15 protein-coding genes, 1 tRNA gene and 1 pseudogene are annotated in these 19110 nt (G+C 42.8%); 8 read left to right on the top strand and 9 right to left on the bottom strand.

The genetic code is table 11. The features are described 5' to 3' along the window. Positions 1 to 62 precede the first annotated feature (62 nt). Both B3X18_RS13430 and B3X18_RS13425 read left to right on the top strand, forming a co-directional pair. Positions 63 to 139, top strand: a tRNA-Asp gene (locus tag B3X18_RS13430). 219 nt (positions 140 to 358) lie between these two features. Next, positions 359 to 820, top strand: coding sequence for a DUF2750 domain-containing protein (locus B3X18_RS13425; RefSeq protein WP_005027612.1), 462 nt, complete (start codon positions 359 to 361; stop codon positions 818 to 820). A 58-nt stretch (positions 821 to 878) separates the two neighbouring features. Here B3X18_RS13425 and B3X18_RS13420 read toward each other — a convergent pair whose 3' ends face one another. Further along, on the bottom strand, positions 879 to 2054 hold the full coding sequence (locus B3X18_RS13420) for a thiolase family protein (protein WP_005027610.1): 1176 nt from the start codon (positions 2052 to 2054) through the stop codon (positions 879 to 881). A 110-nt stretch (positions 2055 to 2164) separates the two neighbouring features. Beyond that, the gene (locus B3X18_RS13415) at positions 2165 to 2689 is read right to left on the bottom strand and encodes a type IV pilin protein (RefSeq protein ID WP_005027608.1); all 525 of its coding nucleotides are present in this window, start codon (positions 2687 to 2689) and stop codon (positions 2165 to 2167) included. 382 nt (positions 2690 to 3071) lie between these two features. Here B3X18_RS13415 and omp38 point away from each other — a divergent pair, with 382 nt between their 5' ends. Further along, positions 3072 to 4118, top strand: coding sequence for an outer membrane protein Omp38 (gene omp38 / locus B3X18_RS13410; protein ID WP_005018785.1), 1047 nt, complete (start codon positions 3072 to 3074; stop codon positions 4116 to 4118). Between the two features lie 401 nt (positions 4119 to 4519). Here the strand turns inward: omp38 and B3X18_RS13405 are convergent, their stop codons facing one another. From B3X18_RS13405 to B3X18_RS13395, 3 genes are read right to left on the bottom strand one after another with little or no spacing between them, the layout of a single operon-like run. Then, on the bottom strand, positions 4520 to 5983 hold the full coding sequence (locus tag B3X18_RS13405; protein WP_005018786.1) for an amino acid permease: 1464 nt from the start codon (positions 5981 to 5983) through the stop codon (positions 4520 to 4522). Positions 5984 to 6001: 18 nt separating this feature from the next. Further along, positions 6002 to 7018, bottom strand: a complete 1017-nt coding sequence (locus B3X18_RS13400; RefSeq protein WP_034670713.1) for a class I SAM-dependent methyltransferase — start codon at positions 7016 to 7018, stop codon at positions 6002 to 6004. A 59-nt stretch (positions 7019 to 7077) separates the two neighbouring features. Further along, a complete protein-coding gene (locus tag B3X18_RS13395; protein WP_005027602.1) occupies positions 7078 to 8448 on the bottom strand; it encodes a uracil-xanthine permease family protein in 1371 nt (456 codons plus the stop codon). A 174-nt stretch (positions 8449 to 8622) separates the two neighbouring features. Here B3X18_RS13395 and typA point away from each other — a divergent pair, with 174 nt between their 5' ends. Continuing rightward, entirely contained in the window at positions 8623 to 10458 is a 1836-nt protein-coding gene (typA, locus tag B3X18_RS13390; RefSeq protein WP_005018791.1) for a translational GTPase TypA, read from the top strand. A 175-nt stretch (positions 10459 to 10633) separates the two neighbouring features. Then, positions 10634 to 11080: a large conductance mechanosensitive channel protein MscL gene (gene mscL / locus B3X18_RS13385; protein WP_005027600.1), complete on the top strand. Its 447-nt coding sequence runs from the start codon at positions 10634 to 10636 to the stop codon at positions 11078 to 11080. Between the two features lie 94 nt (positions 11081 to 11174). Here the strand turns inward: mscL and B3X18_RS13380 are convergent, their stop codons facing one another. Then, the gene (locus B3X18_RS13380) at positions 11175 to 11459 is read right to left on the bottom strand and encodes a peptidylprolyl isomerase (protein ID WP_005018793.1); all 285 of its coding nucleotides are present in this window, start codon (positions 11457 to 11459) and stop codon (positions 11175 to 11177) included. A gap of 26 nt (positions 11460 to 11485) precedes the next feature. Next, a complete protein-coding gene (mutM, locus tag B3X18_RS13375; RefSeq protein WP_005027597.1) occupies positions 11486 to 12304 on the bottom strand; it encodes a bifunctional DNA-formamidopyrimidine glycosylase/DNA-(apurinic or apyrimidinic site) lyase in 819 nt (272 codons plus the stop codon). A gap of 87 nt (positions 12305 to 12391) precedes the next feature. Here mutM and B3X18_RS13370 point away from each other — a divergent pair, with 87 nt between their 5' ends. Beyond that, positions 12392 to 12958 carry a DNA-3-methyladenine glycosylase gene (locus B3X18_RS13370; protein ID WP_005018795.1) on the top strand — a complete coding sequence of 189 codons (567 nt, stop codon included), beginning with the start codon at positions 12392 to 12394 and terminating at the stop codon, positions 12956 to 12958. 167 nt (positions 12959 to 13125) lie between these two features. Beyond that, positions 13126 to 14247 carry an NADH:flavin oxidoreductase/NADH oxidase gene (locus B3X18_RS13365; RefSeq protein WP_005027595.1) on the top strand — a complete coding sequence of 374 codons (1122 nt, stop codon included), beginning with the start codon at positions 13126 to 13128 and terminating at the stop codon, positions 14245 to 14247. A 44-nt stretch (positions 14248 to 14291) separates the two neighbouring features. Here B3X18_RS13365 and B3X18_RS13360 read toward each other — a convergent pair whose 3' ends face one another. Next, entirely contained in the window at positions 14292 to 15080 is a 789-nt protein-coding gene (locus B3X18_RS13360; RefSeq protein ID WP_005018797.1) for a tetratricopeptide repeat protein, read from the bottom strand. Between the two features lie 428 nt (positions 15081 to 15508). Continuing rightward, positions 15509 to 16228 carry a YgfZ/GcvT domain-containing protein gene (locus B3X18_RS13355; protein WP_034670708.1) on the bottom strand — a complete coding sequence of 240 codons (720 nt, stop codon included), beginning with the start codon at positions 16226 to 16228 and terminating at the stop codon, positions 15509 to 15511. Between the two features lie 260 nt (positions 16229 to 16488). On the opposite strand from B3X18_RS13355, the pseudogene acnD reads away from it, so the two are divergent. Further along, positions 16489 to 19095: pseudogene (acnD, locus tag B3X18_RS13350) on the top strand (Fe/S-dependent 2-methylisocitrate dehydratase AcnD). The last annotated feature ends 15 nt before the right edge of the window (positions 19096 to 19110 follow it).

Genomic DNA, 19110 nt, shown 5'->3' with positions numbered 1-19110 from the left:
ATCCCGTCAGCGCCCACCATAACTTAGTGACTTTTACATTATTTTAAATAATGTAATGTGATGCAGCGGTAGTTCAGTTGGTTAGAATACCGGCCTGTCACGCCGGGGGTCGCGGGTTCGAGCCCCGTCCGCTGCGCCATTTTATAAAATTTGGTATCCTAATTTCCTGAGATTAAGATATTAATCAGTGTATATGCATAACTGCTTATGCTACTATCTCTAATAGCTATGCTATTTCTCAGGGCGCTTAGCTCAGTTGGTNNATCCCGTCAGCGCCCACCATATATCCTCTTCAGTTGCAAAACATTATTTGTTCCCCTAAGATTATCTAAAAATATTCTTAATATAACTAATAATTATGAAAAACCCTTATCAGCGTAAAACTGTATCAAAAAATCAGCAGAAACCTTATTCGGTGCTCGAGAACTATCAGCAATTTATTCAAAATATTATTGCGCAACGTATGATTATTGCGCTTTATCATGAAGGATGGGCACTCTGCGCAACGCCTTCAGGTCAGCAGGCATTTCCCGCCTGGCAAAGTAGAAGTCTGGCAAGATTGTTAATAAAAGATCAGTGGGAAAACTATAAGATTCATGAAATTACATTAAAAGATTTAATTGGAAAAGTTCTGCCTTATTTGAGGGCACATGAAACACATCTGTCTTTAGATCTGACACCAGAGGGACAAAATATTCTGGTTCGACCAGAAAAATTTTTACTTGATCTTAAAAACTATTTATATCAGCTGTATTTACAGCAACCCGAAGTATTTAGAGAAATGCAATTACCTGCTCCTCGAAGTATTCGTCTTCATTAAAAGTTTATTTTTCTAAATAAAAAATCCCGCAATAGCGGGATTTTTTATTTGATTATTTTTAAAGAATTTCAATTGCCACAGCTGTAGCCTCACCGCCACCAATACATAACGCAGCTATGCCTTTATGTCCACCTGTACGTTTCAGGGCATGAATAAGTGTCAGAATAATACGTGAGCCGGTAGAACCTACAGGATGACCAAGAGCACATGCACCACCATGAATATTTACTTTTTCTGGATCAAGGCCAAACTCATCGATTGGGCACATGGTAACCATTGCGAATGCCTCATTAATTTCCCATAAATCGACATCAGCCGCGGTCCAGCCTGCCTTGTCTAGAACTTTTTTTACTGCACCTACCGGCGCAATGGTAAATTCAGAAGGGTGCTGGGAGTTTGAAGCGCTCGCAATAATCTTTGCTAAAGGTTGTAAACCACGTTGCTTAGCAGTTTCATCCGAGCAGAGAACAAGCGCAGATGCTCCGTCCGAAATTGAGCTGGCATTGGCTGCTGTAATTGTTCCATCTTTTGCAAAAGCCGGACGCAAAGACGGGATTTTATCAATATTGGCATTAAATGGCTGCTCATCCTGATCTACTACTGCCTCACCTTTACGGCTAGAAATAGTTACAGGGACGATTTCATCTTTAAAATAACCTTCAGTAATCGCAGTTTGAGCACGTTTTAAAGAGCGGATGGCAAAATCATCCATTTGTTCACGTGTATAACCGCGCTCATTGGCCATATCCTGAGCAAAAGATCCCATCAGGCGTCCAGTTTCTGCATCTTCCAGGCCGTCAAGAAACATGTGGTCTTTGATTTCGCCATGACCCATGCGAAAACCTTCACGGGCTTTTGGCAGAAGGTAAGGCGCATTCGTCATGGACTCCATACCGCCTGCAACTACAATGTCTGCTGAACCGGCTTTGATCATATCTGCGGCCTGCATTACAGCTTTCATCCCTGACCCACAGAGTTTATTAATAGTAACAGCGCCTGTACTATCTGGAATGCCAGCTAAACGCATTGCCTGGCGAGCAGGGCCCTGTTTTAAACCTGCTGGAAGCACGCAGCCCATAATGACTTCTTCAACGTCGTGTGCCTGCAGCCCAGCACGGGAAACTGCTTCTTTAATTACTGCTGCACCCAATTCTGGTGCAGTCTTTGTAGCGAGTGAACCTTGGAAACCACCCATCGCAGTACGCGCACCGTTAAGAATCACGATGTTTACCATTGTTCTAATCTCCACTATTTCATTATAAAAATAACTGATCTTGAGCAGTATATTTAGAAAAAATTAATGAATAAAGAATAAACACTAGTGAACATTAGACTGAACAGTTCTTAGCAAGTACTTGCTAACGATTCTACTCGTAAGTGGCCCATAGGACTAAGTACTAAACGTTTATTTAGGCTGGCAGATGAGCTGGCACAATAGAAAAAACTACCATTCGAACCACGCGGTAGCCCGGTATCTGCTTTAAAAAACAAACGCGGTTTATTAAGAGCCCCTCGCCAATCTAGTCGACCATACTCAAGATCAAGCATTACTGTAGACAGTATTTTTTCATTAGAATTAAGCTCCTTATCATTATTGGTATCTATAAAGATGAGTAAACCTTTATTCCATTGCTCATCTTCACACTGCTCTAGGTTCTGGCTTGAACAGATAACTATTTGATTACGATAAGTTAATGCATAATTTTTAGCTTGAATAATCTGCATGTTTAATAAGTGTGGAAGTGATTTGGCTTCCTGCTGTGCTCGGTACTCTTGGTAAGCAGGAATAGCAAAAGAAGCTAAAATTGCCACAATCGCTATACAAACTACGAGTTCCAGTAAAGAAACTCCATTGTTATTTTTCTTCATGGTTAAAAAATTACCTGTTTATTATAGTTTTTTGTTTTTTTAACAGTAAATTAGTGTGTAGTTATTGCATTCAAAACCAGAACAAATGATCATTAGCTTAGCTTTTGAATACTGTTAAAATAAACAGAAGCGAAAAAGATAAGCTATTCATTAGAATAAATTGAGTGAAAATTTACCGAATTACAACGGAAATTGTAAGTAATTTTGTCAATAATTTACTTGATTAAAATTATCAAGCACTTGGAAAAAAAACAAAGTGTTTGTATGATTCAAAGTGAGTAGCTTAAAAATAATACTGGGGTATATATAAGCTTATCTCAGGAGCCAAAAAGTTAATTTTAGGCTGAGCTTGAACAACAATGTTATCTCTGGAGGATAATCCATGAAATTGAGTCGTATTGCACTTGCTATGCTTGTTGCTGCTCCTCTTGCTGCTGCAAATGCTGGCGTAACTATTACCCCATTAATGCTTGGTTACACAATGTTTGATACCCAGCACAACAATGGCGGTAACGATGGCGACCTGACTGATAGCGTAGAACTTGATGATGACCTGTTTGTTGGTGCAGCACTTGGTGTTGAACTTACTCCATGGTTAGGTTTTGAAGCTGAATATAGCCAGATCAAAGGTGATACCAGCGTTGCAGGCAATGAATATAAAGGCGAAAATATCGCTGGTAACTTCTATGTTACTTCTGACCTGTTCACTAAAAACTATGACAGTAAAATCAAGCCTTATGCATTGTTAGGTGCTGGTCACTATAAATATGAGTTTGACACTGATGCTGGTCGTGCTGGTCGTGGCTTAGATGAAGAAGGTACTCTAGGTAACGCAGGTCTTGGTGCATTCTGGCGTATTAATGATGCCCTGTCTCTACGTACAGAAGCACGTGGTACTTACCATTTTGACGAGCAGTTCTGGAACTATACAGCTTTAGCTGGTCTGAACGTTGTTTTAGGTGGTCACCTGAAACCTGCTGCTCCTGTGGTAGAAGTTGTTCCTGTTGAGCCAACACCAATTGTTGAGCCACAACCACAAGAACTGACTGAAGATCTGAATATGGAACTTCGTGTGTTCTTTGATACTAACAAATCAAATATCAAAGATCAGTACAAGCCAGAAATCGCTAAAGTTGCTGAGAAGTTAGTAGAATATCCAAATGCTACTGCTCGCATCGATGGTCACACTGATAACACTGGTCCACGTGCTCTGAACGAACGTCTGTCACTGGCTCGTGCTAACTCTGTGAAATCTTCACTGGTGAACGAGTACAATATTGATCCATCTCGCTTGACTGCTCAAGGTTTTGCCTGGGATCAACCAATTGCTGACAACAGCACTAAAGAAGGTCGTGCTATGAACCGTCGTGTATTCGCGACAATTACTGGTAGCCGTACTGTTGTTGCTCAACCAGGTCAAGCTCAATAATCTGAGTTTAACTAAAAAAAGCAGTTCTTCGGAACTGCTTTTTTTTATACTAATTTTATTCTAATAAGCCATCTTTCAGTATCTATCTTTACTTTTAATTACTCACTGTTTATCTCTGGTCAGTTCAAAATTTTTACCTTAATTTTTATTCTTAACTTATAGGCTACTTATTTATCTGAATTTTTTAAGAAGAGCAGGCGCGATATAGTAGAATAATTTTTATTTCCTAATTTAGAAGGCAATAATTGCTTTTCATAGTTACATCTTATGTCATATGAAAATAACCAAGAGCGCTACAAGTATAAAGAAATATAGAAATAAAAATACCCAGCACAATCATATATAGAGTGAGCTGGGTATATTCATATTTAGAAAGAGGGTTAAGTTCTTGAAGGTAGGGACTAGTCAAGGTTTCCCGGTTTAACATCCATTTCTTTGTAAGAAACTAACTTGGTTTTATGTTTAAGCTTATAACCAAACCAGATGACTAAAAACAAGGGAATACTGATATAGGTTGATAGCAGTCCAATCCAATCAATTTTTCCTCCTGTCACAGCTTCATAATTTTGCCCAAGAATAATAATGGAACATAAAATAAATGCGAACCATGGAGCGAAAGGAAAGAATTTTGCTCGATAAGCCAGGTCTTCAAGCTTGTAGCCTTGCGCGATATAACCTTTACGGAAACGATAATGTGAGATCGCAATACCCAACCAGACAATGAAACCGCACATGCCCGACATATTCAGTAACCAGTTAAAGACTTCCTGCTCACCGACAAATGTCGTCAAGAAGCACAGCGCGGCAATCGCAGTGGTGGCGTATAATGCGTTCATTGGAACGCCACGTAAATCCAGCTTAGAAAATATTTTTGGCGCCCGGCCTTCACGTGCCATATCAAATAACATACGAGTGGACGAATACATACCCGAGTTACCCGCCGATAGAATGGCAGTCAAAATTACAGCATTCATCAGGCTGGCAGCAAAGGCAAAGCCGGCCTGTTCATAAAGTAAAGTAAAGGGTGAAAGTGCTATATCTTCACTGGCAGCTGCTTGTAGCAATCTTGGATCATCATAGCTCACTAACGTGCCAATGATAAAAATACATACGATATAAAACAGCAGGATACGCCAGAAAATCTGTTTAATAGCAAGCGGAATAGTGCGTTTTGGATCTTTGGATTCCCCTGCAGCTACTCCGACCATCTCAGTGCCCTGAAATGAAAAACCAGCAATCATGGCTACACCGATCATTGCCTGTAAGCCACCAACGAATGGTGCTTCGCCTTTGGTCCAGTTGCTAAAAGTAATCATTCCCGGCGTTAACATGATTTTTATAATCATGGCGATACCAATAATGATAAAGGCAATAATGGCTACTACTTTGACCATGGAAAACCAGAATTCGCTTTCTCCAAATCCTTTAACGGTCAGTGCATTGATGCCGAAAATGATGGCCAGAAAGATTGCACTCCAGTAAAAACCAGGAATATCTGGAAACCAGAATTTCATAATGAACTGAACTGCCACCAGTTCAAATGCGACAGTAATAGCCCAGTTGTACCAGTAGTTCCAGCCCAAGGCAAAACCAAACCCATCTTCTACATATTTGCTGCCATAGGTAAAAAAAGCACCAGAGGTTGGATTATGGGTGGCCAGTTCACCAAGGCTGGTCATCAGAAAATAGATCATGATACCGATTAGGCCATAAGCCAGCAGCGCACCACCAGGACCGGCATTGGCAATAGTTGATCCTGACGCAAGGAACAGTCCTGTGCCAATAGAACCACCGATCGCAATCATATTTAAGTGGCGAGCTCCCAGCTTGCGCTTGAGTTTCGCGGGCTGATTTATTTCGCTCATCGAGATTCCTTTATTACATTAACGCGCACAGGCATACAAAACTTTAAAGCCTTGTTGATCAGCCTTAAGAGTGCATTGACCAAAACGCTGTTCAATCAAATGGGGATAATTTAAAAAACGGTTTGCAACAATCCATAGCTCGCCACCATTCTTTAAATGCTGAGGCGCAGTCTTACAGAGTTCTTCGCTGGCCTCATAATGGGTATGAATACCCTGATGAAAAGGCGGATTACTGACAATTGCATCAAGCTCAAAAGGTGCATCTGCAATACTGCTCACAGGTTGCAGACGCAATTGGGATGCTGGAACCTGATTACGCTGAAAAGTAAGTTCTGTTGAACGTAAAGCAAAAGCATCGACATCAAGAGCATATACAGTATTTGCCGGATTGGATTTTGCCAAATAGCAGGCAATAACACCAGCCCCGCATCCAAAGTCGGCAAGTGTACCTGATTTTACTTGGTCCAGATAAGGAATTAATACAGCGGTGCCAACGTCCAGATGACTCTGGCTAAAAACGCCCGGAAGGGCACAAATCTCGATTTGCTGGTCTTTTAACTGGACAGTATAGGTTTTTAACCAGCTCTCTAGTGGTTTTTGCTGTTCTATATGTTCCAGTTTTAATTGCCAGAACTGGCAATGACGTGCACTGTCGAGCTTGACCGGATGCCCAAAAGTATGTAACTGCTTGGCTGCACGTTCAACACCTCCTTTTTTCTCTCCGACCAAAAACACAGACTGACCGATTTCTAAATGGCTGACAATATTATGTAGTACATAGTTAAGCAATTCCTTGGACTTGGGAACAAATATGACCACCTGATTAAACTGTTGTTGCGGAAAATCTACACCAAAATGGGCGTTAAAACCTGCTGCCTGAAATCCCTGATAATCACTAAAATTCCAGGTCCAGATAGAAGCATCTATCCGCGGTCCCAACTGGTTTAATAGCTGATCATTGGGTGCATGAATAAAAAGCACCTGCCCAGAGAGCTGGTCAATCTGCCGCAGCACAACTTCACTTCTTGGATCCATGGCATTTCTCATCAAAAACAATGCCCAGACTGGGCTGGGCAATATCACTATAACAAGTATTATTTCTTGGTTTCAGGTAATACGATATTAAGAATTAATGCTGCAATACCACCTGTCGCTACACCAGAACTAAAAATATTTTTAAATAATTCAGGCAAATGTTCCAGAATTTGAGGCACCTGCGCCACACCTAAGCCCAGTGCCAGAGAAATTGCAATAATCAGCAGGGCACGACGGTCAAGCTGAATACCTGACAGGATATTTACCCCGGATGCAGCAACTGCACCGAACATCACCATCACTGCACCACCGAGTACCGCTTGTGGTACTGCTTGAATAATCCCGGCAACGGCAGGGAACAGACCCAGGATAATCAGCATAATTGCAATCCACAAACCTACATAACGGCTAGCCACACCAGTCAGCTGAATGACACCATTATTTTGTGCAAAGACTGAACTCGGGAAAGTATTAAATAAACCTGCCAGCAAAGAGTTGGCACCATTTACCAGAACGCCACCCTTAATACGTTGCATCCAGCTATCGCCATCTACTGGCTGATTTGACAGTTTACTGGTTGCAGTAATATCACCAATTGCTTCTAATGAAGTGACCAGATAGATGAAAGCCATCGGAATAAATAAACTCCATGAGAAGCTTAAGCCAAAGTGCATTGGTGTCGGTATCTGGATTAAAGGTGCCTCTTCAAGCGTAGAGAAGTCTAAATAACCCATAAATCCGGCCAGAATATAACCGGCAACTAAAGCAATTAAAATGGCAGAGCTTTTGATCCAGACTGCTCGCATACGGTTTAGCAAAATAATAATTGCCAGGACAGTACAAGACATAATCAGGTTATCGGCACTGGCAAAAGTTTTACTTTCCATTGCCTGATAACCACCGCCCATAGAGATCAGACCTTCTTTAATTAAGGTTAACCCGATGAGCAGTACAACAATACCAGTTACTAAAGGCGTAATCAGTTTTTTTACCCAAGGTAAAATACGGGATACCCCCATTTCAATGAATGAGCCTGCAATCACTACACCGAAAATAGCAGCCATAACCGCTTCTACCGGCGTGCCTGACGCTACCATGGCTGAGCCAATCCCAATGATAGGGCCAATAAAATTAAAACTGGTGCCCTGTACAATCAATAGTCCAGCACCAAATGGTCCGACCTTCTTACACTGCAAGAATGTCGCGATACCTGAAATGACCAGAGACATTGATAAAATCATGTTGGTATCTTCACGAGACACCCCCAGCGCCAGACAGATCAGCAGGCCTGGAGTAACAATAGGTACAATGATGGCCAGCAAATGCTGTAATGCAGCCAGAAATGCAATTAATGGACGAGGCCGGTCATTAAGGCCGTAGACTAGATCTAGACGCTCATTTTGATCAGATGAAGTGTTTAAGTCAGACATGAGACAAACAGGGGAGTGGCAAGGTGGCGCTATTCTAATCGAGTTGTTACACTTTAAAAACCTTAAAGTACACCGCTTGTCAAAATATATTGTAGTTGTCAATCAACTGTCACTACTAATGCGTAGCATTTTTTTGTATAATTTGCCCTCAAAATTGTAGGCGTATCGAATTTCATGTCAGATATCAAAACTCTCCGCAACATCGCAATTATTGCGCACGTTGACCACGGGAAAACCACTCTTGTCGATAAACTTCTTCAACAATCAGGTGCACTCGGTGATCGTGCCGGCGAGATTGAGCGTGTCATGGACTCGAATGCGCTTGAATCAGAGCGTGGTATTACCATTCTCGCTAAAAATACAGCGATTACATGGTTAGATAAGCGTACTGATACCACTTACCGTATCAACATCGTAGATACTCCGGGACACGCAGACTTTGGTGGTGAAGTTGAACGTGTTATGTCGATGGTAGACTGTGTACTTCTTCTGGTTGACTCTCAAGAAGGCCCAATGCCACAAACCCGTTTTGTAACACAAAAAGCATTTGCACGTGGTTTGAAACCAATCGTCATTATTAACAAAGTAGACAAGCCAAGTGCCCGTCCAGACTGGGTTATCGATCAGGTATTTGACTTGTTCGACAACTTGGGTGCAACTGATGAACAGTTAGACTTCCCGATTGTATATGCTTCAGGCTTACGCGGTGTTGCTGGTCCTTCACCAGAAGAACTGGCTGAAGACATGACACCGCTGTTTGAAACTATTGTTGACATCGTTGAGCCACCAGCAGTTGATGTTGATGGCCCATTCCAAATGCAGATTTCATCACTTGACTATAACAGTTTTGTTGGTGTAATCGGTGTTGGCCGTATTCAGCGCGGTTCAGTTAAAACCAATACACCAGTAACTGTGATTGATAAAGAAGGCAAGACCCGTAATGGTCGTATTCTGAAAATCATGGGTTACCATGGCCTCGAGCGTATCGATGTTGATTCTGCAAATGCAGGTGACATTGTATGTATTACCGGTATTGATGCACTAAACATCTCTGACACTATTTGTGATCCGAAAAATGTTGAAGCATTACCGCCACTGTCTGTAGATGAACCAACCGTATCTATGACTTTCCAGGTAAATAACTCACCATTTGCTGGCCGTGAAGGCAAGTTCGTGACTTCACGTAATATCCGTGAACGTCTGGACCGCGAATTGATCCATAACGTTGCTTTACGTGTTGAAGATACAGACAGCCCGGACCGTTTCAAAGTTTCAGGTCGTGGCGAACTTCATCTGTCTGTACTGATTGAAAACATGCGTCGTGAAGGCTTCGAGATGGGTGTATCCCGTCCTCAAGTGATCATGAAAGAAGTTGACGGTCAAATGCAGGAACCGTATGAAAATGTGACCTTTGATGTTGAAGAACAGCATCAGGGTTCAATCATGGAACAGATGGGTAACCGTAAGGGCGAGCTGACCAATATGGAAGTTGACGGTAAAGGCCGTATCCGTATTGAGGCAACTGTACCTTCACGTGGTCTGATCGGCTTCCGTTCTGAATTCCTGACCATCACTTCTGGTACAGGTATCATGACTTCTAGCTTCTCGCACTATGGCCCAGCCAAAGCAGGTGCTGTAGCTAAACGTCAAAACGGTGTGCTGATCTCTATGGTAAATGGTACCTGCCTGGCATTTGCTTTGTTCTCGCTGCAAGACCGTGGCCGTCTTTTTGCTGAACCACAGCTTGAAGTTTATGAAGGTATGATTGTTGGTATGAACTCACGTTCAGACGACATGGTGGTCAACCCGACTAAAGCAAAACAGTTAACTAACATGCGCGCATCTGGTACAGATGAAGCATTAACACTGACTCCAGCTATTAAATTTACGCTGGAACAGGCGCTTGAATTTATTGAAGATGATGAACTGGTTGAAGTTACACCTAAATCAATCCGTATTCGTAAAAAATTCCTGACAGAAAACGAACGTAAACGTGCTTCACGCAGTTAATTCTCGTTTAAGTTGAAAAAACCGCCAGTAATCTGGCGGTTTTTTTATATAAATAACAAAAAGAAATTGGAATCTTTAAAGAAATCGCTAAATTATCCTAAAGGTTAATGCCCTTTAAATAGGATTAAGAATGTGAAAAAGATTAGGGCATGGGTAAATTGAGTCTGGAGATAAAATGAGTATTATTCAAGAATTTAAAGAATTTGCTATTAAAGGCAATATGATTGATCTTGCAATTGGTGTCATTATTGGTGGGGCGTTTAATAAAATTATTGACTCTCTGGTTAAAGATATTTTTATGCCCCTGATTTCTTTTATTCTAGGTGGAGAAGTTGATTACTCTAACTGGTTTCTGGTGCTAGGCGATAATCCAAATAATGTTAGTAATCTTGCAGCGGCTAAGGAAGCAGGTCTGAATGTCTTTGCCTATGGCAATTTTCTTACCATCTTAATTAATTTTCTGTTACTGGCTTGGGTTGTCTTTTTAATGGTTAAAATGATTAACCGTTTACGCCGTAAACACGAGGAAGCGCCACCTAAAGAAGAGGCAGCACCTACACCAGAAGATATCCAGTTACTGCGCGAAATCCGTGATGAGCTTAAAAATCGCTCGGCACCTTAAAATATAAATGGAAAAACGGCACAACAAATGCCGTTTTTTATTTTGACCGAACGCATCACTTTAAGTCTTAAAAAAATAAAGCTGAATAAAACCGCTAGAAATTCATACGGAACTTGATTTCCAGCAAGTGGAAGCCAAACTGGCTTTTTACCGGACCATGGATTACACGTTCAGCACCACTAAAAACCAGTTTATCGATTACCGGCACCAGTTGACCTTTTTTGACTTCACCCAATTCACCTCCGCGTCTAGCTGAGTTACAGGTCGAGTATTGCTGTGCAAGTTTATTAAAGTCTGCACCACTCTGGAGCTTCTTTTTCAACTGTTCAGCCAGTGTTTTTTCTTTAACCAAAATATGACGGACGATTGCTGTTTTCATATAGTTTCTCCTACAGCTGAACCGGTTTATTTTACTGTTCGTAGCGGCTGGCATTCAGGGCAAAAAACACTTGCACGCTGTCCTAAACGGATATTCTGCAAAGGCGTTTCACAATTAATGCACATTTCACCTTCACGGCCATATGCCAGCAGAGTCTGTTGAAAATAGCCATTTTCTCCTGCGGCATTACTGTAATCACGCAAGGTCGAACCCCCCAGTTCAATTGCAAATTTTAAAATCCTTTTAATTTCAATCACCAACTGATCAATTTTTTCATAGCTTAAGCTTGAAGCAGGTTGAGCTGGATGGATTCTGGTATTGAAGAGACTCTCGGTTGCATAAATATTGCCGACACCGACCACTACATGATTATCCATGAGTGCAACTTTTATGCCGACCTGCTTGTTTTTGAGTTTATTTACCAGGTATTCAGTATTAAATGTCTCAGATAGTGGCTCTGGTCCTAATGGATCAATTAATTTATGTTGTGTTTCATGGTTCAGCCATAAAATACAGCCAAAACGACGCGGATCATGATAACGCAGCTGTATATTTTCGAAACTAATAATCAAATGATCATGTTTACGTAATTCGGTCGCAGGCTCACACAAGCGAAACGAACCTGACATGCCTAAGTGCCATAACATGGTATCGTGTTCAAACTGCGCAAGAATATATTTAGAGCGGCGATTTAACCTGATGAGCTTCTGGCCTTGTAGCTTTTGAATATCTTGAGGAATGGCCCAGCGAAGCCGCGGCTCACGGACCTCAACAGACATAACTTTTTGCTGTAATAAGGGTTCAAGGCTCTTTTTGGTGGTTTCAACTTCGGGTAATTCAGGCATTGATCGACTCATTCTTATGCAATAGCAATAATATCGGGTTGCATGAATAATTTACAAGCTGGCATTGATATGAAAAGGAGGGAACACATGGCAGAGATTCTACCTTTAACCTGGTTTCAGCGCGATACTTCAGACGTTGCGCATGATCTGGTTGGGTGTAGGTTATGTGTGCGCCAAGATAGTGGAGAAATCAGGCGCTGTATCATTACAGAAACAGAAGCTTATCTGGGCTGTCAGGATAAAGCCTGTCATACCTATAATAACCGTAAAACACCACGTACCGAAGTTATGTACCAAGCAGGTGGAACTATTTATGTATACCTGATCTATGGTATGTATGAAATGCTTAATATTATTACCCAGACTGAAGGTGTGCCAGAAGGTGTGATGTTGCGGGCCGGCTATTTTGAGGATGCCGAGACACGGCAGGAATTCAAGTTAATGGCTGGTCCAGGGAAACTGACCCGGCATATGGGAATTAATCGTACTTTTAAAGGACAGAAAGTCGGACTGGAAAGTGGGCTATGGATAGAACAGAAAACTCAGCAGCCTGAAATTGTACAGACACCGCGTATTGGGATCGACTATGCTGAAGAGGCCAAAGACTGGCTGGAGCGTTACTGCTGGAAAGCACATCCGAGTTTGAGCCGTTAAGGTTTGGTTCATATTAACTCCTGTACAGAGTATGTTGTATTAAAGGCTGTCTTACTCATGATTTTGTATGGTTTTTTTAGGCTGGACTATAAAAATAAAGCTGGTTCAGTGTAGGCTAGTGAGCGTCTAGGCACTCTGCCCACTTAATAATAAAACCGGAGAAATATATGGCCAAGCTGTTTGAGAAAATTAATTTTGGTAGCTTTGAACTTGCCAATCGCATTATTATTGCACCTATGTGCCAATATTCAGCCACTGATCAGGGTGAGGTGACTTACTGGCATGAACAGCAGTGGGCCAATTATGCTCTGTCTGGTGCCGGTTTATGCATTGTAGAGGCAACGGCGGTACAGGCTGAAGGTCGAATCAGCTATGCTGATCTGGGCTTATGGAATGATCAGCAACGCGATCAGATGTGGGCTTTGCTTAGTAAAGTCCGCCAGATATCTCCCATGCCTTTTGCGATTCAGTTAGCTCATGCCGGGCGTAAGGCATCAACCGATAAGCCATGGCTAGGCAAAGGCCAGATTGCACCAGATCATGAACATGGCTGGAATACGGTGGCACCCAGTGAATTAAGTTTTGCCGCAGCTGACCTGAAACCACATGTCTTAACACTTGATCAGATTCATCAGGTACAGGCAGATTTTGCGGCAGCTGCGCGTCGTGCAGTCGAAGCAGGTTTTGACCTGATTGAACTCCATGCAGCCCATGGATATCTGTTGCATCAGTTTTTATCGCCCTTATCCAATCAGCGTACAGATGAATATGGCGGCTCACTTGAAAACCGTATGCGGATGGTACTGGAAGTATTTCAGGCGATCCGTGATGCAGTACCAGCAGGCTTCCCGGTCGGGGTGCGTCTTTCGGCTACTGACTGGATGGATGAGCAGGGAGGCTGGAATGTAGAATGTAGTGCCGGCCTATCAAAAGCCCTACAGATGCTGGGAGCGGTTTACATCCATGTTTCATCAGGCGGACTGCATGAAATGCAGCGTATTGAAGTCGGGCCAAATTATCAGGTGCCTTTCGCAGAGAAAATTAAACAGGGTGTAAGCATTCCTGTTATCGCAGTCGGACTGATTACCGAGCCCGAACAGGCCGAAGAAATCCTCCAAAAAGGTCAGGCAGATGCAATTGGTTTAGCCCGTGCTATGCTATATGACCCACGCTGGCCTTGGCATGCAGCTGCAAAACTTGGTGAAAATATTTCGATCGCACCGCAGTATCTACGGAGTCAACCGCATGGTTTAAAAGAGTTGTTCCATCCTTTTAAAGCAGAAAAATAAATTATAAAAAACCCCGTCATCTGGCGGGGTTTTATATTCAATCTTTAGCTTTTCTTGGCTTTATTCTGATCAGTCATCATTTTATTAACGGTATCCAGTGATTCTTTAGCGCGTGGAACATTCTGCTGGGCCAGTGCACTAAAAATTTTCTGTGCCTCAGGCAGATTCTGCTGCACAATGGTTCCATTGGCAAGCATATTACCCACTGCCATCAAGGCTGGTATATAACCTTTTTTGGCCAGATTCTGAATACTTTGGAGCCCCTGATTAACCTTGGTTTCCTGCTTGTTCTTGATCCCCGTACTAATGTCATAAAGTGCCTTGGTATGAATTGCCGGCATACTGTTTTTCTTGATAAGCGGATCAAGTCGCTTTAATGCCTGTTGGTCAGATGCTGGCTTATTTTCTGAAAATAGCGCCACTGCAAGCTGGACAGTTGCATCATCAAAGCCCGCATTTGAGGCTTTTTCCAGATACTCTCTGGCTTTCTTCTCATCTTTAGGCAGGCCCAGTCCACCAGTCACGTAGTTATTGGCAAGTACATAATCGGCCACTACATAGCCTTTCTCTGAGGCCTGCTGGTAGTATTTTAAGGCCTGCTGCTCATTTTTAGTTACGCCTTTTCCCACCTGGGTCAGGTAACCCAGATTATACAACGCTTGCGGATTACCTTCTTGAGCCAGCTTTTGCAACTGTTGATAAGCGGTGGTGTAATCATTTGCTTTAATTAGCTGTTCAATTTGTTCAAAAGCCGGATTTTTATCACTACTTGGTGCAGCCATGCTAAACGTGCTGGTGACTGCAATCAGGCTGGCGAGCAGAATTTTTTTCATTTTTTTCCTCTTCTTTCTACACATAATTCCATTTATGTGGAATAACTGTGATTCATTCAACATAAATCATAAGCTGAATTATATGAATGTAAATATGGGACACCAAAAATCTTGCAAGATTAATCAGGCTACAGCTATGACTATGCCGGTCTTTCTTTAAATTCTGATTAAAAAATAAAAGAATGTATTAGGTAATAATTTTTAATGAAAGCTCTAAAACTATTGAAATAGTTTTTATATCTTAACCTGCTTCAGAGATAAAAAATATTTATAGTTGTTTGATTTTTATATTAAAAATTTGGTTAAACCTGGTTTTTTCCAGAACAATAGGGTTGAAAGAATGAGTTTTAAAAAATATAGACTGATTGATAAAAAACCTCCAGATTTACTGGAGGTCATATTTACTACCCATAATTTCAAACACAGCTTTATTTTGGCCGTGCCACATCGCCTCTAAGCGATTCTGGCAATTCCAATAAGGTTAATCCAAGCGTATCAAGTGCTACCGGTTTAGCGACTACTAATGCCTTATAGCCATTTTCAACAGCGATACTATTAACCACTTCTACATCATCATGCAGTAGAGTCGCCGGAGCAGGGGCAGTACCTGAACCTTGTACCAAATGTAGCCAGTGCTTCGGTTTTGCCTTGAACCATAGCCGAGCGACGATTTCCTGACCCAGATAACACCCCTTGTCATAATGCACACCACCACGCTGATGCAGGCGTAGTTCCTGAGGCTGGAATTCATGCTCAGTCAAGCTGGTGATCCAGGCTTGGCCCTGTTCAATTGCCTGCAATTGCCAGGCATTTAAATCCGTATCTTCACTACTAAATCTGGTGAGAGCATTATCCATGCTTGGAGAAATGGCACCACTCTCTTCAAATGCCATTTTAGAGAATGCACCATATTTGCGGATATGCTTGGCAAATTCTTCAGACTGGTCCTGAGTCACCACAATACTGAAATTTTCAGCATCTTGCCGACTTAACCATAAGCCAAAATGAATACGGCCTTTTAAGTCACAAATAGCAGTATAACGGTAGTTACTGTCCAGTCGCTCTACATCTGCCGTGACTTGGCCCTGCAAGAATTTTTGTGCATCGACACCTTTTAAGCTAAAACAGAGAAAAGCCAAACTAGTCATGTTATCAGTCTCAATCTTGCAATTTAATACTAAAGAATGAGTTGTATTTTCCCTGATTTTTAATAAAAAAGCAGCTTTTTGCTAGAAAAGCCCATTTAAAGGTAACCAAATATTTCAAAAACCGGTATTTTTATATATAGGTATTTGAAATATATAAGATTTGGGAAATGGGTTTTGAACAGCGTACAATGCCAATGCACGGAAAGTGAAATCAACACAAAAAGATGAAATAAAGCAAAAAGATGCAGAGGCAAGTACGTATGAATAACCAATACCGCAAAACGTTGCCAGATACCCAGCTTGAATACTTTGATGTGCGTCAAGCCGTCGAAGATATTCAGCCAGGCGCTTATGACCAGCTTCCCTATACTTCCAAAGTACTTGCTGAACAACTGGTGCGCCGCTGTGAACCAGAAATATTAACCGAATCTTTACAGCAACTGATTGAGCGCCGCCAGACTCGTGACTTTCCATGGTATCCGGCACGTGTGGTTTGTCATGACATTTTAGGCCAGACTGCCTTGGTTGATCTGGCAGGCCTGCGTGATGCAATTGCTGAACAGGGCGGTGATCCGGCCAAAGTTAATCCGGTGGTACCGACCCAGCTGATTGTTGATCATTCGCTGGCTGTAGAATATGGCCGTTTTGACCCGGATGCTTTTGAAAAAAATCGCGCTATTTAAGGCCGCCGTAATGAAGACCGGTTTCATTTTATTAACTGGACTAAAACTGCATTTAAAAACGTTGATGTCATTCCTGCCGGAAACGGCATTATGCACCAGATTAATCTTGAAAAAATTTCACCAGTGGTTCAGGTCAGAGATGGTGTTGCATTTCCAGATACCTGCGTCGGAACAGATTCGCATACCCCCCATACCGATGCGCTGGGCGTAATTTCGATTGGGGTGGGTGGCTTGGAAGCTGAAAACGTGATGCTTGGCCGTGCCTCATGGATGCGTCTGCCGGATATCATTGGTGTAGAACTGGTTGGACAGCGTCAGCCTGGCATTACTGCGACTGATATTGTGCTGGCTTTAACTGAATTTCTGCGTAAGGAGCGTGTAGTAGGTGCCTATCTGGAGTTTTTTGGAGAAGGTGCTGATAGCATGTCAGTCGGTGACCGTGCCACGATTTCCAATATGACGCCGGAATATGGCGCCACTGCAGCAATGTTCTATATTGACCAGAATACTATCGACTATCTGCGCCTCACAGGTCGTGAACCGGAGCAGGTACAACTGGTTGAGCAGTATGCCAGACAGATCGGGCTCTGGGCCGAGCAGATGAAAGAAGCAGTTTATCCAAAAGTATTACGTTTTGATCTGTCTCAGGTAACCCGTAACATCGCCGGGCCGTCTAATCCGCATGCGCGGGTTTCTACCAGTGACTTAAAAGCAAAAGGAATTGCCGGGGTAGTTGAACAGCGTGATGACGGTTTAATGCCGGATGGGGCGGTTATTATTGCTGCCATTACTTCATGCACCAACACGTCGAACCCGCGAAATACAGTAGCTGCCGGTTTGCTGGCACGTAAAGCCAATGAATTGGGTCTAACCCGTAAGCCTTGGGTGAAATCTTCATTTGCCCCCGGCTCAAAGGCGGCAGCATTATATCTTGAAGAAGCAGGGGTGCTTGAAGATCTGGAAAAACTCGGTTTTGGTATCGTAGCTTATGCCTGTACCACCTGTAACGGTATGTCAGGCGCGTTAGATCCAGCAATCCAGCAGGAAATTATTGACCGTGACCTGTATGCCACAGCTGTACTTTCTGGTAACCGTAATTTCGATGGCCGGATTCACCCTTATGCTAAACAGGCATTTCTGGCTTCACCGCCATTAGTCATTGCCTATGCAATTGCTGGGACTATCCGCTTTGATATTGAAAATGATGTGCTGGGTCATGATCAGGCAGGAAACCTGATTTATCTGAAAGATATCTGGCCTTCTGATGAGGAAATTGATGAACTGGTGGCACGTAGTGTAAAACCGGAGCAGTTTCAGCAGGTTTATATCCCTATGTTCAATCTGGACCGATCCGAGCAGGCAATAAGCCCGCTATATAACTGGCGGCCGCAAAGTACCTATATTCGCCGTCCACCATATTGGGAAGGAGCGTTGGCTGCACCGCGTACCCTTGCAAATATGCGTCCTTTAGCAATCCTTGGCGATAACATCACTACCGATCATTTATCTCCATCAAATGCGATTGTACGTGATTCGGCAGCGGGTGAATACCTGGCAAAAATGGGTGTGCCCGAGGAAGACTTTAACTCTTACGCGACGCATCGTGGGGATCACCTGACTGCACAGCGTGCCACCCTGGCGAATCCGAAACTGTATAACGAAATGGTGGTACGTTCTGACGGTACCATTAAGCAGGGTTCAAAAGCGCGTGTGGAGCCTGAAGGTGAGGTGATGCGCATGTGGGAGGCGATTGAAACCTACATGAACCGCAAGCAGCCGCTGATCATTATTGCGGGTAAGGATTATGGCCAGGGTTCAAGTCGTGACTGGGCTGCCAAAGGTGTACGTCTGGCGGGAGTTGAAGCAATTGTGGCTGAAGGTTTTGAGCGTATTCACCGGACCAATCTGGTTGGTATGGGCGTGTTGCCGCTTGAATTTAAGCCGGGTACAGATCGTAAAACATTAAAACTGGATGGTACTGAGCTGTATAGTGTGATTGGGAATATTGCACCACGTTCGACTTTGATGCTTGTGATTGAACGTGCCACAGATGATGGTAAAGAACAGACGATTGAAGTGCCTGTGACCTGCCGTCTGGATACCGAAGAAGAAGTACATGTGTATGAAGCGGGTGGGGTGTTACAGCGCTTTGCACAGGATTTTTTGGAAGGGAATGTGGCTTAATTTAAAATCCTCCCC

The sequence above is a fragment of the Acinetobacter sp. UBA6571 genome (assembly GCF_002434085.1).
Lineage (GTDB): Bacteria > Pseudomonadota > Gammaproteobacteria > Pseudomonadales > Moraxellaceae > Acinetobacter > Acinetobacter radioresistens.
This window is presented reverse-complemented; position numbering and strand designations above follow the sequence as displayed.

What these genes read in the sequence shown, in the direction of transcription:
- B3X18_RS13370 (WP_005018795.1), top strand. Translation starts at nt 12,392, where the DNA reads ATGGCAGAGATTCTACCTTTAACCTGGTTTCAGCGCGATACTTCAGAC.
- typA (WP_005018791.1), top strand. Translation starts at nt 8,623, where the DNA reads ATGTCAGATATCAAAACTCTCCGCAACATCGCAATTATTGCGCACGTT.
- B3X18_RS13380 (WP_005018793.1), bottom strand. Translation starts at nt 11,459, where the DNA reads ATGAAAACAGCAATCGTCCGTCATATTTTGGTTAAAGAAAAAACACTG.
- B3X18_RS13415 (WP_005027608.1), bottom strand. Translation starts at nt 2,689, where the DNA reads ATGAAGAAAAATAACAATGGAGTTTCTTTACTGGAACTCGTAGTTTGT.
- B3X18_RS13395 (WP_005027602.1), bottom strand. Translation starts at nt 8,448, where the DNA reads ATGTCTGACTTAAACACTTCATCTGATCAAAATGAGCGTCTAGATCTA.
- B3X18_RS13360 (WP_005018797.1), bottom strand. Translation starts at nt 15,080, where the DNA reads ATGAAAAAAATTCTGCTCGCCAGCCTGATTGCAGTCACCAGCACGTTT.
- B3X18_RS13420 (WP_005027610.1), bottom strand. Translation starts at nt 2,054, where the DNA reads ATGGTAAACATCGTGATTCTTAACGGTGCGCGTACTGCGATGGGTGGT.
- B3X18_RS13355 (WP_034670708.1), bottom strand. Translation starts at nt 16,228, where the DNA reads ATGACTAGTTTGGCTTTTCTCTGTTTTAGCTTAAAAGGTGTCGATGCA.
- B3X18_RS13405 (WP_005018786.1), bottom strand. Translation starts at nt 5,983, where the DNA reads ATGAGCGAAATAAATCAGCCCGCGAAACTCAAGCGCAAGCTGGGAGCT.
- B3X18_RS13400 (WP_034670713.1), bottom strand. Translation starts at nt 7,018, where the DNA reads ATGGATCCAAGAAGTGAAGTTGTGCTGCGGCAGATTGACCAGCTCTCT.
- mutM (WP_005027597.1), bottom strand. Translation starts at nt 12,304, where the DNA reads ATGCCTGAATTACCCGAAGTTGAAACCACCAAAAAGAGCCTTGAACCC.
- B3X18_RS13425 (WP_005027612.1), top strand. Translation starts at nt 359, where the DNA reads ATGAAAAACCCTTATCAGCGTAAAACTGTATCAAAAAATCAGCAGAAA.
- B3X18_RS13365 (WP_005027595.1), top strand. Translation starts at nt 13,126, where the DNA reads ATGGCCAAGCTGTTTGAGAAAATTAATTTTGGTAGCTTTGAACTTGCC.
- omp38 (WP_005018785.1), top strand. Translation starts at nt 3,072, where the DNA reads ATGAAATTGAGTCGTATTGCACTTGCTATGCTTGTTGCTGCTCCTCTT.
- mscL (WP_005027600.1), top strand. Translation starts at nt 10,634, where the DNA reads ATGAGTATTATTCAAGAATTTAAAGAATTTGCTATTAAAGGCAATATG.